A 15,808-nucleotide genomic window follows, 5' to 3' on the forward strand; every position below is an offset into this window, starting at 1 on the left:
TCTTTTTGTGTATCAACTTTTTCTTCTAGTCAAATAATGCAAGCCCCCAATCACCACTGCTAGGATGGCTACATAGACAACTTGGGTGGTTTCTAAAGGCACATACGCTCCTTGCAGGATAAAGGTATTGGCAAGCACTCCAACAAGGGCTGTAAGGCTCAAAAGTACGAGCAAGACTAGTTTGTATCGATTAAAAGGCAGACTGACCTTGGCAACTAGACACAGACCATTGATCAGGGCAAGGAGGAAGCAAATAAATTTGACCTGACCAGGGACAGTGATAAAGAAGTTCGTCAAGAGTACACTAGCGACTAGAATGCCACCACCAATCGCAGCATTGGTCAAAATATCTCGCATAAAATGTGTGCTGACCTTTTCTTTATTGGACTCAAAAGTTAGGAAGAAAGATGGAATCCCAATCGTAATGGCTGAAATGATTGTAAACTGAATGGGGATAAAGGCAAATTCCAAACCAAATACCACACTTAAAATCGCAAACACGATGGAGAAGAAGGTCTTTGTCAGAAAGAGAGAGGCTACCTTTTGGATGTTATTGATGACCCGGCGACCTTCCATCAAGATATCATAAAATACCGCAAAATCATCGGTCAAAAAAACAATATTGGACACACTTTTGGCTGCGCTCGTTGCTCCCTTCATGGCGAAACTAATATCTGCTTTCTTAAGAGCTAGAACATCATTGACCCCGTCACCACTCATGGCAACTGTCTTACCAGCATTTTGCAGAACAGCCACCATCTTTTCTTTCTGTTCAGGTGTCACACGTCCAAAGATTTCGTGTTCCAAGACCACTCTTTCAAAATCTTGTTCGCTCACCTTGGTCATATCAATCGCCCGTGCTTCTTCCTTAAAACCTGCCTTACGAGCCACCCCATATACAGCCACATGATTATCACCGCTGATAATCTTCACCTCAACACCTTGAGATTCGAAATAGTCAAAGGTTTCCTTGGTATTGTCCTTAATCTCATCTGACAAAACGACGTGCCCCAGTAGTTCCATATTGGCTGGACTCGTAATCTGGTCCTTACTATGGGCAAGTGTTAAGATTCGAAAACCTTGCTGCTTCAGATGTTCATAGTAGGCATCCATCGGCTGGGTAAAGCCTAAAAACTCATAGGCACCGAAGAAATAGGTCCCACCATCTTTTACTTGGACAAAGGAATACTTGTTTTTGCTTGAAAAGGCACCGACTTCTTGAACTTCCCACTTTTTCTCACAGGTTAAGTAAGTCTTCAGAGCTCGGGAAGTTGCATTTTCATCCTCGAAATAAGCCAGATAAGAAGACAGTTTCTCTGCTACATTAGCATCCATTTCTTGGACCTTCATACTACCAGTCGTGATGGTACCTGTCTTATCAAAACAAAGAACATCTACTCGCGCCAAGGTCTCTACACAGTATAGTTCCTGCACTAGAACCTTCTTTTTGGCCAGCTTCATAGCTGCTACCGCTAGGGAGACGCTAACCAAGAGAATCAACCCCTCTGGAATCATGCCGACCAAGGCACCAGAACTTCCCAAGACAATTTCAACATAAGACCGTCCTAGACTAAAACCTCTGACATAGAGCAGAATCGCAACTGGCACCAGCAAGATCGAGACGATTTTTAAAATCTTATCCATGTAATCACGCAGTTGAGAAGGGTATTTTTTGAATTCCTTGCTGGATTTTGCGAGTTTGTTGATATAGCTATCTGGACCCACAGCCGTTGCTGTAACCAGACAAGTACCGCTGACGACATTGCTTCCGCTCATCAGCTTATCACCAACAGTTTTAAAGACTGAATCACTCTCACCCGTCAGCAAGGACTCATCAACTTCAATATTCCCTTCAAGGACTTCTGCATCGACAGGCACCTGATCACCCAGATTGAGGTGCAGATACTCCCCTAGAACGATGTCCTCTGGATCAATCTCAATCGTTTGACCATCTCGGTTGACTTTGTACTTACTTTTACCAAGCAAACTCAGCTTTTCCAAGGCATTTTTTGAACGCACTTCTTGGAAAATCCCAATGGCTGTATTAATAGCAATCACACCTAAAAAGAGCATATTTTCAAATCGCAAGGTTGTGGCTACCAGAACTGCCAGAGCCAAGTTCATAGCATTAAAAAAGGTAAAGATATTTGAAACGATAATTTCCTTTGTTGTTTTATAAGGTTTAATGTCGCTGATATTTCGTTGACGATCCTTGATGTCTTGACTACTTAAATACTTCATTTCTACTCCGATATCCTTTTGTACTACTATAGTAACACATATCTTTTTCTCTGTCACTTAAAGACTTAAAATAAGAAGAACTCACTTGACAAGCATCATCTATCGCCACTTTAAGAAGAACTTAAAAAGAGGCTAGGATTCCCCTAACCTCTTTTCTTTATACTGCCAAGGCACCCATTGGATCCCATGGTGCTAACACGATTGGTTCTGCTTCATATGCGGCTTGTTCTTCTGCTGTCAGCAATTCCTTACGGACAACGATTTGGTAAGTGTATTCATCCATCCAAACATCTGAGGCAACAAAGTACCCATCTGTACCGACCTTGTCTCCCCATGAGTTTTCAACCTTCCACTTGGTTGACTTGCCATTTTCGTCCAAGTCCACACCTGTCAAGACCATGGCGTGAGTCATCAAGCTTTCGCTGTAGTCCAAACGTCCAGCCTTGTCTTGAGTCAGTTGGATATCCATGCTTGATTCGAAGTCATAAACATCTGTCGCAAGGATTCCTGCTTTACGGTTGCTGAGTTGGCCGACATCTGAGCCAAACCAAACAGTTTCTCCTGTCTGCATTTGGGCAATCGCTAATTCCTTCAAGCGCTCCATTGGAACGTTGATGTAGCGAACTGCACGGCTACCAACCACATTTCCTAACATCTCAACTGTGTAAGATTTGCCATAAGGTTTATCAGCAGTTGGAGCATTGATAACAGAAACGTAGTCTTCTAGAGGAAGGTCAACATATTTTTTGTAAAATTCTTGTGGTGTAATGCCCTTTTCACTTTGGTAGTTATCATCCTTGTCACGATAAGCAAAGTCAAATTTACGTGGTGGAAGCCCTAATGACATTGCAAGGAAGTTAAAGATTTCTTGCAAGAGATCTTCTTTCTTAGCTTGAACAGTTGCTTGGTCAGCACCAGAAGCAAGCAAGTCACGCAAGATTTGAGCATCTTGACGAAGCAATTTGTTGAGAATCGCATTTAGCTCACGGCTGCTGCTAGATGAAACAGACTCAGGATAAACAGACTTAGGAACGACACCATATTTCTCAAAGAGGGCAACAACCATATCCCATTGACCACCGTCTTGTTGTGGAGTTTGGAGTAGGAAGCTAACCTTACGGCTCGTCAATTCTTGGTCTGCAGTCGCAATGACTTGCTCCAAGAACCAGTTAGATTTTTCATACTTGTCCCAGAAGAAAGTGTGGGCTTGTGACAATTCAAAGTCTTCCAATTTATATTGAGAAATGAGTTTGTGACGGAAGGTGTTGAGAGCTGCAAACATCCAGCAACGACCAGACGCTTTCTGGTTAGTAACCTTGTCCTTGGTCAAATCCAATGAGAAAACAGGTGCATTGTCTACATAACTTTGGCGACGTTCTAGAGCTGCAAAAATTCCATTGTGGCTGGCAGCATTTTCAATCGCTTGGTATTTGACATTTGCTTCATAGTTGGCAAATAGTTTATCTGTAAATGATTCTTGAATCGCGTTCATAGATTCCTCCTTTTACTCTACAGTCTATTATAACTCTTTTCACAAAGGAAGCAACTGAAAAACTTAAAAAGGCAAGGACATTCTCCTCACCTTTTCTAGCATAAATTAAATTAAGCAATACTCGCAAGGAGAACCTCTAACTCCTCCTTGGTCAGGCGACGCCATACTCCTCGTTCTAAGTTCTCGTCCAAGGCTAAAGTTCCCATCGTCAAACGTTGTAGGTCCACCACTTCCTTGCCACAGTAGGATACCATACGCTTGACCTGATGGAACTTCCCTTCAGCAATGGTCACGCGAACCAGACTTTGATTCTTTACTGGATTTACCGACACAATCTCCAGCTTCGCTGGCTGGCAGGTAAAGTCCTTGAGCGGGATGCCCTTGGCAAATGTCTCCACATCTTCTTGGGTCATAACTCCCTTGACTTGCGCCAGATAGGTCTTATCCACATGACGTTTAGGCGAAAGAAGAGAATGGGCAAGCTGGCCGTCATTGGTCAAGAGCAGAAGACCATGCGTATCAATATCCAAGCGCCCTACTGGAAAAACTCCCTTGGTCCGAGCAATATCATCCAACAAGTCCAACACTGTTCTGTGTTTAGAATCCTCAGTCGCTGAAATGACTCCTTGGGGCTTGTTCATCATGTAGTAGACAAACTCTTCATACTCTAGCACTTGACCATCAAAGCAAATCTCGTCTCTTTCTTCATTGATCTGCAGTTTAGCTGATTTTTCTTTTTTACCATTTACTGTCACGCGCCCAGCTTTAAGCAAGTTTTTAACCTCAGTCCGACTCCCCACAGCGCAGGCAACTAAAAATTTATCTAATTTCATAGAACTATTATATCATACTCAAAAGGAGGCTGGCTCAATGACCAACCTCCTTTTCGTTTCATACTCTTCAAAAATCTCTTCAAACCGCGTCAACGTCCATCTGCAACCTCAAAACAGTGTTTTGAGCTGACTTCGTCAGTTCTATCTACAACCGCAAAGCAGTGCTTTGAGCAGCCTGCGGCTAGTTTCCTAGTTTCTATTTGATTTTCATTGAGTATCAGATTTAAGAAATTAACTTCCTCGTCTCCAGAAAATAGCTAAGACAACTATAGCACCTAAAACAGCTGGAACAATAGCTATCCCCGCTAGGTTTGGACCCCAAGTTCCAAAGAGCAGGTGCCCCAAAGAAGCACCAATCCAGCCGAGAAACATTTTCCCAAAGCATCCCATGCTCTCTCCACGATTGGTCAAAGCACCTGCCAAGAGTCCCACTAGGAGACCAACAAACATACTTCCTAACATATTATCTCCTTAATTTGCCCAATCTCCATTACGGAAGAGTGGTACACGTGTCCCATCCTCACGGATACCATCGATATCCATTTGGTTAGAACCAATCATAAAGTCTACGTGAACATCTGAACGGTTAAGTCCTGCAGCTTCAAGCTCTTCTTCGCTCATCTCTGCACCACCAACAACGCTAGTCGCATAGGCTGCACCGATAGCCAAGTGGTTTGACGCATTTTCATCGAAAAGGGTATTAAAGAAGGTAATACCTGACTGAGAAATTGGACTTGGATCTGGTACCAAGGCACATTCACCCAAGGCACGCGCGCCAGCATTTTCAAAGACAAGGTCTTTCATGACCTGATCACCCTTCTCAGCAGTGATATCTACGATTTGACCATCCTTAAAGGTCACCTTAATACCTTCGATGATATTGCCGTTATAGCTAAGTGGTTTTGTAGAAGTGACATAGCCATCTGCACGACGGAAGTCAGGAGCCGTAAAGACTTCTTCTGTCGGCATATTTGGCAAGAATCCTTCTCCCTGTGCATTGATAGCGCCAGCTGATTCCCAAACGTGGTTCTTCGGCAAGCCAAGTGTCAAATCTGTCCCTGGCGCTGTGTAGTGAAGGGCTGAGAATTGTTCTTTATTGAGCATTTCTGCCTTGCTCTTGAGGATGGCTGCATGTTCTTCCCAAGCCTTAACTGGATCTTCTTCGTAGACTCGGCAAGTTTTGAAGATTTGATCCCAAAGAAGATCCACTGCTTCTTCATCGCTCGCAGCATTTGGAAAGACTTTCTTAGCCCATTCAAGTCCAGCAGCGGCTGCTACAGTCCAGCTAACCTTGTTGGATTGAGTTGCGATGCGCATTGGCTTCATCGCGAGTCCCATAGCTTTGGCAGAAGCTGAAAGCTTGTCCGCATCCACTCCGTTCAAGGCACCTGGATCAGATGAACGAACTCCTAGACGGCTAGCCTTGTTTTCCAAGAGGTAGTTCATCTCAGCAATCTTGTATTCTGGCACATTGTCCAGACGCTCCATCGGAGCGTGGAGGAATTTCTCACGGTTGATGACATCATCTGTCCACTGAACGATGACCTCATGTGCACCCAAGGCATAAGCTTCTTTCACGATCAAATGCGCCAACTCGCGTTGCTCAACATCGATAGAGAGAGCCAAGGTGTGACCAGGTTGCACGTTAATTCCATTCGCAACCAACAATTTTGCATATTTTTCTAGATTTTCTTTAAAATTTGGTAAAACCATTCTATTCTTCCTTTTCTTTTGTTATTTTTCCTTCAAAGCAGAAAATAATCCTGCTAAAGCAATGGCACCAGACAAGAGCGCTGTCGATAGAAGAATTGTCTGATCAGCAAGTTCCAATTGATATTCAAACACCTTCTCAGCTGGCTTATCTTCCGCAAAAATTTTTAGTTTCATGAAATATCCTCCGTTACTAGTATATCACATATGATATAAATTTAAAAACAAGCCTAATAAAGCTTGTTTTTAATTAACTAAAACAAAAGTCGTGTACATATCTTTCCACTTCTTTTTCCATGGATTGAATCTCACGAATACCCCATTTATCATTCTTTACCGTTACGTCTGCCATCATCTGTAATTTTAAACTCTGGCGATTGAAAATTCCTTCCCACTGTTTATACTTTGCACTTGGAACCAAATTCCCAAACTTCGAATTTTGGCTATCTGTAATGATACAAAGATTCCCAAAAGAGTGCAAAAATTTATCATCAAGCTTTTCAACCCTTTCATCACTATTTGGATGTTGTGGAAACCAATGTTCTATAGAGCGACGATAAGCAAATTTGAAATCTTCAAACTTAACATCGTATGCTTTCTTTAATTCTTCACGATTTTTCCATAAAACATAATCCACAAAGTTAAAAGCATAAACAGGAATTGCACCATATTTTTTGATACTTTTATCTTCGGTAAACAATCTTTCCTCAGCATATCTCACTGCCATTTTTTCAAGAAAATCCTTAAAGAGACTAGCAAATTCTGTTTGATTTAACTCTTCAATATGGTTAAACAGGAATTGCAAGATTTCATATAACCAACGACTATCACGATTAGCAGTAAAGGTCACAGCAAACATGGATTGGAGGAGAATAATGTTTTTGTTTAAATTGTCAAAAGTATTTTTTTGAAAATTAATTCGAACATATTTCCATCCTCTATTTTCATTTCGTTGATATGTCTCATACTGACCTCGTTTGATTTGCCATTCAGTTTCATTTTCTAATTGGACATTTTTTACGATAAGAGTATCAAATATATGCTTCATAGTCAGAAGTAGTTGCCCAAATTGTTGGACCCATTCTCTATCTCGTCGTTCAATTTCAAAAATTTTCAATAATTTTTTATCATCAAATGTAGTTTCGTCATTTCCTTCCATAATGAAAAAAACTTGAAGTAAAAATGTTGGAAAATCAATTACAGTCGTATAATTTGAAATATCTGCTCCATTATTTACTAAGCTACTACTTTCATATTTTGTCTGAGTAATAGCATCTAGTAAACTTTTTTTCTCTAACTTTTCAACTCTTATCTTATCAAATACATCTAGCAATTTGAAATCAGCATATTCTTTCCCAAAAATTTTCTCCCCCTCTTCATCAGGATTATTTGGTCTACTTCGGATTTGAAAAGCTTTTAATACTGGCTTATCAAATTCCGCACAGGCATCCCAAATTCTCGCAAATTTTTGTGCCATTTCTTGATCTTCACCAAATTTAGACATCATTTGCGCCTTAAGAATCTCATGAGCCTCTAGTTGTTCGCCTCGAGAGTTGAAACGTTCAAAATAAAGATTCAAATCCAAATCCTCAGGAAGTATACTCCGAAAAATGATGACATTCTCAAAAAGATAATCAACGAAAAACTGAGGATTAAGCTGGCGCTCCTCTAGCACTTTTTTCAATGCGTCTTTAGCATATCCGTAGCCTCTAGTTAGCTCATTTTCATCGTCCTCAGAAATTTTTTGCTTAGTAAATAGTTTTTGAATATTTTCATTTGATTTCCTCCGAGCTGGGAAAGTTAAACGAACCGCCTCTAATCTGTCACAATCAAACTCATTTTTCAAAACCAAAGCAATTAAATTAAGGGCTGTGGTTCGTTGTTGACCATCTATAATTTTGAAAATACCATTCTCTTCATTGACGACTAATGTTCCAATATAGTAATTGTCTCTCTTTTCTTTAAAAGCATCTGCTACATCGTTCAATAATTGTTCGATCTCATCATAAGTCCAGGAAAAATTTCTCTGATAAAGAGGAATAGCATAGGTCTCTTCATTTAGCAAACGATTAACTGATAAGCATATATGTGTTTCTACCATTTATCTTTTTCCTCTTCTATAATTTGTTCCACAGTATAATTTTCAAATAATTCTCTATCTATCTTGACCATGAAATCATTAGGAGTCACAGCATGTGCTAATAGTTGGAATAGCTTTTGAATCTCTTTTTGTCTGAATTTTCCTCCTGCAGCATAGTTTCCTACAGTAGCATCATATATAGCCCGAGACTTTACACGGGGGTAGTAAGCCCAAATAAACAAGGTCTCTACTATTTCTTTTGATAATTCTTCTTTTCCAAATCTCTCTGCAAAAAGCGAACAAATATTTAGAAACAAATTATGACACTTTAGATAGCGTCCTTTTGAACTATTGTAAATTTTTGACATACCTTCTGGATAATCTGAACTATTCTCTTCCCTATCAATCTCATCAGAAAAACCTAACTTTTCATTTAAAAAATTCTTATGTTCTTTAATAGTCTTATGGACGGATTCAATATACTCAAAAAATTTACTTCCATCAATGATTGGCATAGTTATTGACATAGGGAAGTTTTCAATATGACGATATAATTCTAGGTATGGAAAGTTCTGATTCAAGTCGACGCCTTTAAAATCGTCAATAAAATCCTCTGTAAAACGGAGATAAGAACCATAACGCTTGTTTGTCAATCCTGTCTCTCCTCGAGACCAACGTCTCATACGGAAAAGATGTTTATCAAACAACTCTTTGAGACTTAAATCTTTATCTTCTACAAATCGCTCCCACTTTTCAACAATCTTTTCATCTTCTGAATCTTGCTTGCGAAGATGATAGGCTTTGAGCAAATCATGAGATTCTAAAGATTTTCCACGATTATTCTGAGAATCAAATAGCTGAAAGGCCTCTGATAATCGTTCTTGGGGCATAGTAATCACAGAGACAGCACAATTCTCTAATAAAAAGTTGCAAATATCTTTTGCCTCATTTTCGCCAACTAATTGAGTTAAATTTTTCCACTCATTATAATTTTCACTCGCATGATAGCAAGATATCTCTCCAAATTCAGCACTCAACAGTTGATTAGCACCCTTATAATTCTCTAAATCATCTAATAAATGAAGAAACAAGGAAATTGAAATTAGCCGTTGCTGTCCATCGACAATATCTAAGTGTCCTTCATTTTCATGTTCATTTTCATGCAGGATAACGGATCCTATCTGATATTCCTTTTTACCCATAGCATCTCGTAAATCATAAAAAAGATTACGGATATGTTTTCTGTTCCATTTATAAGGTCTTTGATAAGAAGGAATCCGCAATTTCCCTTCTTTCAGTAGTTCTCCAACCTTTTTAGAAGTAAATTGAATACTCATTTTATCCTCATTTATATTTATCTATCATTTCTTGAACTGTTTGCTTCATATCCTCTACTAAAATACGAGGAGACAAAACAGTAACTGCTTCCCCTTGTCCCAGTAACCAGCGTTTAAGACCCGGTGTATACTGACTTTTAAACTTAAAATGAGTCCAGGCACCATTTTTCCCAACTATTTTTGCATTTGGAAATTGATCCATCACAATAGTAGGATCATACAAATACCCAATCTCAATACTGATTTTCTTCCCGATAAAAGCATCAACTCTCTCGTTACGAATATCACCATCTCTAAATTTATCTCGATAAGAAATAGAGGGTTTCTCTATACCACTAAGAGACCATGATTGGATACGGTCTACTCTTAAAGTAATATAAGTAGCGTGTTTTAACTGATAAACAACCAGATAAAAATAATGACTATCATAGTAAAGAGATACAGGCAAAACCGTCTGCTTCTTAGAAGATTCAGAATAAGGTTTTTGATAGATAATGTCTAAGACCTGTTCATGTAGAATAGACTCCGATAAATTCCAAATTTTCTCTATTCTATCTTGTTGATCCGTTAAGGGAGCATAATTAAGCTTTTCACTACCAATAATCTGCTCAATTTCTTTCTGGTCATCACGAGGAATTAAAATCAGTAAATTTTTTAGTAAGCTATCAATTTCTGGCCGATTCAATGCTCGATTTTCCAATAAAATCTTTGAAATAACAAGTATATCCTTTTTATTAAAAACTGACTTACTTGATAGGCTATACTTATTTGTTTTACGACTATAAAGCAGGTCTCCATTAAAATCGGGATGACTGGATAAAATATCACGAAGGAGCGAAAACTCTCTCTGTATCGTCTTTTCACTGACCTCAAATTCTTGGGCTAATTGCTTTTTTCCTAACGGAGTCCCAAACTGTAAGCGTAAAAAGATTGTTAGTAATCTCTCTTGATCATTCATCTAATGTCCTTTTTGTTAATCTTCAAGCGATGTTAGACAAGCTGTCATTCCCCACTTAAAACGCACAATCAAAGGAAAATGTAAATTTTCCAATTGATCTGGTTCAGAGTCACCAGAGAAAACAATTTGTTTATTCATATCATGTTGAGAATTAAAAAGATTAAAAAATTTTTCTTGAATCATATCATCTTTTTCTCCCAATATCTGAATATCATCTACTATTAGGAGATCAAACTTCTCACTTCTAACTTTTTGTATTTCTAGCTCATTTTCTAACAAATCTTTAGCAGAAATATATTTTACTCGCTTTTCTGGATTGTTCTCAAGAACCTTATTTCCAATTGCTTGCAGGAGATGTGTTTTTCCTGAACCTGATTGCCCATAAATATAAAGGGGATTGTATTTTAATCCTAAGTTCTTTACTACTTCTAAAGCTTCTTTTTTTGCTAAAGCATTACCGTCTTTTTCTATAAAATTTTCAAATTGATATTTGTTATCTAATCCTGTATTGTTCATCATTTAAACCTCTTTCTTTGTTATGCTATAAGTATAACAAAACAGATGGACAATTTTTGTCCGTCTGTTAATTTTTTTTAAAATAAATCATCAAACAAACTCAACTGGTTATCCTCTGGCATATTGCCGAGAATCCCCATTTCATCCATCTTTTCAACCAAGGTCGATGACAGTCCGCCACGCTTGCGCAGTTCTGTTTTAGAGAGGAATTCTCCCTCTTCACGCGCACGCACCAACTGCTTAGCAACGTTCTCTCCCAGACCATCCATTGCGACAAATGGTGGGATAAGAGTGTCTCCGTCAATGATGAACTCAGTCGCATTACTACGATAGAGGTCCAACTTGCCAAACTTAAAGCCACGTTCCCACATTTCATTGACAATCTCAAGAGTTGTATAGAGGTCAATCTCCACATTAGAGGCTTCATTATTCTTCCGTTTTTTAGCGATTTCTTCCATTCTACGTTTGATGGCATCCAAGCCCGCACCCATGGTCTTGATATCAAAGGCCTTGGCACGGATTGAGAAGTAAGCACAGTAATAATAAATCGGATGGTGAACCTTGAAGTAGGCTACACGCAAGGCCATCATAACATAGGCTGCCGCATGGGCCTTAGGGAACATATACTTGATTTTTCCACAGGATTCGATATACCACTCTGGCACCTTATTGGCTTTCATGGCTTCGATATAGCCATTTCTCTCCTCTTCGGAGATCTTCAGCCACAAGCCTTTACGTACCCGTTCCATGATAGTAAAAGCCATCTTAGGCTCGAGACCCGCATGCATGAGGTAAACCATGATGTCGTCACGACAACCGATAACGGTTGATAGGTCTGCAATCCCTTGCTTGATCAAATCCTGGGCATTTCCCAACCACACATCAGTACCGTGGGACAGACCTGAGAGCTGAAGTAACTCCGCAAAAGTCGTCGGATGCGTCTCGTCTACCATCCCACGTACAAAGTTGGTGCCAAACTCTGGAATTCCCAGCATCCCCGTCGGCGTTCCGATTTGCTCCGGCGTCACCCCAAGTACATCCGTCCCAGAAAAGAGGGCCATGACACCTTCATCATCCATAGGAATTTCATTAGGGTCAATCCCAGACAAGTCCTGCAATTTTCGAATCATGGTTGGATCATCATGCCCCAGTACATCGAGTTTGAGGACATTCTCATCGATATCATGGAAGTTAAAGTGAGTCGTCTGCCATTCAGCCGTCACATCATCTGCTGGATATTGGACAGGCGTAAAGTCGTAAACATCCATGTAGTTCGGAATAACAACGATTCCCCCCGGGTGTTGTCCTGTAGTCCGCTTAACACCAGCTGCACCTTGGGCAAGGCGTTCCACCTCTGCATCACGATAAAACTTCCCGTAGTCCCTCTCGTAGCCCTTTACAAATCCATAGGCAGTCTTAGCAGCCACCGTACCAACCGTTCCTGCACGGAAGGCATATTCCTCACCGAAGATATCACGTACATCCAAGTGGGCGCTAGGCTGATCTTCTCCCGAGAAGTTCAAGTCAATATCGGGAACCTTGTCCCCATCAAAACCAAGGAAGGTCTCAAACGGAATATCCTGCCCATTTTTGCTAAGTTTGTGACCACAGTTTGGACAATCCTTATTGGGCATATCAAACCCTGAACCGTAAGAACCATCCGTGATAAACTCGCTGTACTGACACTGACCACAAACATAATGAGGAGAGAGAGGATTGACCTCCGTAATCCCAATCATGGTCGCAACAAAACTGGACCCAACAGACCCACGAGAGCCAACCAAGTAGCCCCGTTCATTGGAACGTTGCACCAGCATCTGCGATGCCAGATAAATCACGGCAAATCCATTCCCCAGAATAGAAGTCAATTCTTTTTCAATCCGCAAATCAACAATATCTGGCAGCGGATTGCCATAAATCTCAAAAGCTTTCTTATAGGTCAGCTCGGCGACCGTTTCTTCCGCCTTGTCGATGAAAGGTGTATACAAGTCACCCTTAACGACCTCAACAGGTTCAAAGATATCTGCCAAGGCATTGGTGTTTTCAATGACTAATTTGCGTGCTAAATCTTCTCCCAAGAAAGCAAATTCATCCAACATCTCATTAGTCGTTCTAAAATGAGCCTTGGGAAGAGGAGCTGGCTGGGCATGTTCACCGTGACCAATGGTCCGGTTAATCATAGCCCCCTGGCCTAAACTACGGACAATAATTTCACGGTAAATCTCTTCTTCCGGTTCGATATAGTGGACATTTCCCGTAGCTAGAACAGGCTTGCCAAGACGGTCCCCAACCTCTATCAAACTCTTGATAATAGTCTGGAGTTCCTCCATATCCTTAACCTGCTCCTTGGCAATCAAGGGAGCATAGATAGCCGGTGGCATGACCTCGATAAAGTCATAATACTTGGCCACCTCAACCGCCGCATCCACACCTTGGGAAACAACTGCGTCAAAAACTTCGCCTTCCGAGCAAGCCGACCCCAAAATCAAGCCCTCCCGATGGGCGTCTAGAACCGTTCTCGGAATCCGTGGTACTCCTTCAAAGTACTTGGTATTGGACAAAGAAACCAGTTTAAAGATATTTTTTAGACCTACCTGATTCTTGACATAAATAGTCGCATGCTTGATCCGAGCTTTTTTATAAGAATCTGGACTAATCAAATCAATGTTTAGTCTAGCTAGGTTGGTCACACCATGTTTTTCTGCTACCTCTTTGATAAAGATGAAAAGCAAACGACCAGTAGCTTCCGCATCGTAATTAGCCATGTGGTGGTGTTCAAGTGCTACACCAAAACGCTTAGTCAAAGGTCCCAAACCATGGCGTTTATACTCAGGATAGAGGTTTCTAGCAAACTCCAGCGTATCGATAACTGGCTGGTTAATTTTAGGCAGACCATGGCGCTCATAGTTGGCATTCATAAAGCCAACGTCAAAGGGCGCATTGTGAGCAACTAAGACTGTATCCTTGCAAAATTCTTGGAATTCTTGCAAAACTTGTTCCAGTGGTTTAGCATTTTTGACATGATCATCTGTAATTCCTGTCAACTCAGTAGTAAAGGCTGACAAGGGATGCCCAGGATTGATAAATTCATCAAATTCGGCAATAACATTTCCCTTGTACATCTTAGAAGCCGCAACTTGAATCAAGTCATTATAGATAGCTGAAAGTCCCGTCGTTTCAACGTCAAAAACCACGTAGGTTGCTTCTGAAAAGTCCATCTCTACTTCGTTGTAAACGATAGGAACACGGTCTTCAACGATATTGGCTTCCATTCCATAGATCAGCTGAATTCCTGCTTTCTTAGCTGCCTTATAGCCATGTGGGAAAGATTGAACATTTCCATGGTCCGTGATGGCAACCGCCTTGTGTCCCCACTTAGCAGCTATCTCAACGATCTCCTCTACTTCTGGTAGAGCATCCATAGTCGACATATTAGTATGAGCATGAAACTCAACCCGACGCTCACCTTCTGGCATCAAATCCTTCCGCTCATAGTGAACAACTTCCTGCACATCCTGGACGTTCATGGTCAAATCACGTGTGAAGTTATTCATCTCCACATTCCCACGAACTCGGAGCCAAGAATTCTTCTTAATGATGTCAAACTTCTGAGCTTCTTCTTCATTCTTAACCCATTTTTGCATTGAAAAACTTGAAGTGTAGTCTGTCATTTTAAAGTTGATCAAAACGCGACCAGTTCTGGTCACCTTATGCTCCACATCAAAAACGACCCCTTCAAAAACCAGACGATTTTCCTCAGTCGTCACGTCGATCATCTGGGTAACTTCAGCCTTATCTAGTTTAGGCTTGGCCGCAGCCTTTTTAGCCTGAAAATCAAAGGCTGGCTTCTCTTCTACTGGAGGAGGAGCCATTTGTTCCAGTTGCTCCATAGCCCGGAGCGCTTCCTCATTGGCAGCTTGGACAATCTGTTCATTCTCCGTATGGAAGGCTTCCTCCTGCTCTTGTGTAAGAGCATCATTCTTTTCTATTTGGCATACAAAAGCTGGAAAACCAAACTTTTCGAGTTGCTTTGCCAAATTAGGAAGATGATTCTTCTTAAAGTGCTCCTTATCAATCGCCTCTGAACCTTCAATAATGAGTTGATTTCCCTCCGCACGAACGTTTAAATTCTGGTAAAGAGATTTAAACCCCTGACTTGCACATGGACCTTCAGAAAAAGCCTCCCTATAGTAGGCCTGCAAGAGTTCATTAGAGAATTCTTGAGAAAGAGTCTTGATTTCGAAAACAGCTCGATTCCCTGTCTTAGAAAATTCTTCACCAAGCCCTTTCTTTAACTCTAAAAAGATTTCAATCGGTAAAATATTAGAAAATACAAAATGAAATTCCCAAATCTTACTAATTTTATGAACCACAACACGCTCAATTCTGGCATCAACAAGAGCAGGATTCTGTCTCAATTGATCAGAGATTCCTAGTTGATTCATCAAAATTTCAAACTTACTTGACATTCATTTTCCTCACATTATTCTCTTACTATTTTACCATAATTAAAGAAAATATATGACTAGTACCATTCCTTAAGCACTGCTAGTTTACACAAATTTATTCCGTAAACAAAAAAGAAGACTCTCAGAATCTCCTTAGTAAATAAAAAAAGATACCCTTAAGTATCCTCGTAAT

General features: G+C 40.4%; 11 protein-coding genes. All 11 read right to left on the bottom strand.

Annotated elements, in window-relative coordinates:
* Positions 1-12 precede the first annotated feature (12 nt).
* Complete coding sequence (locus NMM25_RS07940) at positions 13-2,241, bottom strand: HAD-IC family P-type ATPase (protein ID WP_254736492.1); 2,229 nt, start codon at positions 2,239-2,241, stop codon at positions 13-15.
* Between the two features lie 157 nt (positions 2,242-2,398).
* Entirely contained in the window at positions 2,399-3,733 is a 1,335-nt protein-coding gene (pepC, locus tag NMM25_RS07945) for an aminopeptidase C (protein WP_254736493.1), read from the bottom strand.
* Positions 3,734-3,843: 110 nt separating this feature from the next.
* Positions 3,844-4,566 (bottom strand): pseudouridine synthase, encoded by a 723-nt coding sequence (locus tag NMM25_RS07950; protein WP_254736494.1) that lies wholly within the window; start codon positions 4,564-4,566, stop codon positions 3,844-3,846.
* Between the two features lie 231 nt (positions 4,567-4,797).
* Positions 4,798-5,028: a GlsB/YeaQ/YmgE family stress response membrane protein gene (locus NMM25_RS07955; RefSeq protein ID WP_254736495.1), complete on the bottom strand. Its 231-nt coding sequence runs from the start codon at positions 5,026-5,028 to the stop codon at positions 4,798-4,800.
* Between the two features lie 9 nt (positions 5,029-5,037).
* Positions 5,038-6,279: an aminopeptidase gene (locus NMM25_RS07960; RefSeq protein ID WP_000243939.1), complete on the bottom strand. Its 1,242-nt coding sequence runs from the start codon at positions 6,277-6,279 to the stop codon at positions 5,038-5,040.
* A gap of 21 nt (positions 6,280-6,300) precedes the next feature.
* Positions 6,301-6,453: a hypothetical protein gene (locus NMM25_RS07965; RefSeq protein ID WP_084868704.1), complete on the bottom strand. Its 153-nt coding sequence runs from the start codon at positions 6,451-6,453 to the stop codon at positions 6,301-6,303.
* A 73-nt stretch (positions 6,454-6,526) separates the two neighbouring features.
* On the bottom strand, positions 6,527-8,377 hold the full coding sequence (locus tag NMM25_RS07970) for a DUF262 domain-containing protein (RefSeq protein WP_254736496.1): 1,851 nt from the start codon (positions 8,375-8,377) through the stop codon (positions 6,527-6,529).
* Positions 8,371-9,693: a DUF262 domain-containing protein gene (locus NMM25_RS07975; protein ID WP_254736497.1), complete on the bottom strand. Its 1,323-nt coding sequence runs from the start codon at positions 9,691-9,693 to the stop codon at positions 8,371-8,373. The genes NMM25_RS07970 and NMM25_RS07975 overlap by 7 nt, the downstream gene beginning before the upstream one ends.
* Before the next feature lie 7 nt (positions 9,694-9,700).
* Positions 9,701-10,651 carry a YafY family protein gene (locus tag NMM25_RS07980; protein ID WP_254736498.1) on the bottom strand — a complete coding sequence of 317 codons (951 nt, stop codon included), beginning with the start codon at positions 10,649-10,651 and terminating at the stop codon, positions 9,701-9,703.
* Between the two features lie 15 nt (positions 10,652-10,666).
* Positions 10,667-11,170, bottom strand: a complete 504-nt coding sequence (locus NMM25_RS07985; RefSeq protein WP_254736499.1) for a DnaA/Hda family protein — start codon at positions 11,168-11,170, stop codon at positions 10,667-10,669.
* 74 nt (positions 11,171-11,244) lie between these two features.
* The gene (locus tag NMM25_RS07990; RefSeq protein ID WP_254736500.1) at positions 11,245-15,636 is read right to left on the bottom strand and encodes a PolC-type DNA polymerase III; all 4,392 of its coding nucleotides are present in this window, start codon (positions 15,634-15,636) and stop codon (positions 11,245-11,247) included.
* Positions 15,637-15,808: the final 172 nt, after the last annotated feature.

This window comes from Streptococcus sp. CF10-1 (assembly GCF_024295825.1).
In the GTDB taxonomy this organism is placed as follows: Bacteria; Bacillota; Bacilli; order Lactobacillales; family Streptococcaceae; genus Streptococcus.

Bases quoted from the DNA above. Each gene is read 5' to 3' on its own strand.
- NMM25_RS07940 (WP_254736492.1), bottom strand. From the start codon at position 2,241: ATGAAGTATTTAAGTAGTCAAGACATCAAGGATCGTCAACGAAATATC.
- pepC (WP_254736493.1), bottom strand. From the start codon at position 3,733: ATGAACGCGATTCAAGAATCATTTACAGATAAACTATTTGCCAACTAT.
- NMM25_RS07950 (WP_254736494.1), bottom strand. From the start codon at position 4,566: ATGAAATTAGATAAATTTTTAGTTGCCTGCGCTGTGGGGAGTCGGACT.
- NMM25_RS07955 (WP_254736495.1), bottom strand. From the start codon at position 5,028: ATGTTAGGAAGTATGTTTGTTGGTCTCCTAGTGGGACTCTTGGCAGGT.
- NMM25_RS07960 (WP_000243939.1), bottom strand. From the start codon at position 6,279: ATGGTTTTACCAAATTTTAAAGAAAATCTAGAAAAATATGCAAAATTG.
- NMM25_RS07965 (WP_084868704.1), bottom strand. From the start codon at position 6,453: ATGAAACTAAAAATTTTTGCGGAAGATAAGCCAGCTGAGAAGGTGTTT.
- NMM25_RS07970 (WP_254736496.1), bottom strand. From the start codon at position 8,377: ATGGTAGAAACACATATATGCTTATCAGTTAATCGTTTGCTAAATGAA.
- NMM25_RS07975 (WP_254736497.1), bottom strand. From the start codon at position 9,693: ATGAGTATTCAATTTACTTCTAAAAAGGTTGGAGAACTACTGAAAGAA.
- NMM25_RS07980 (WP_254736498.1), bottom strand. From the start codon at position 10,651: ATGAATGATCAAGAGAGATTACTAACAATCTTTTTACGCTTACAGTTT.
- NMM25_RS07985 (WP_254736499.1), bottom strand. From the start codon at position 11,170: ATGATGAACAATACAGGATTAGATAACAAATATCAATTTGAAAATTTT.
- NMM25_RS07990 (WP_254736500.1), bottom strand. From the start codon at position 15,636: ATGTCAAGTAAGTTTGAAATTTTGATGAATCAACTAGGAATCTCTGAT.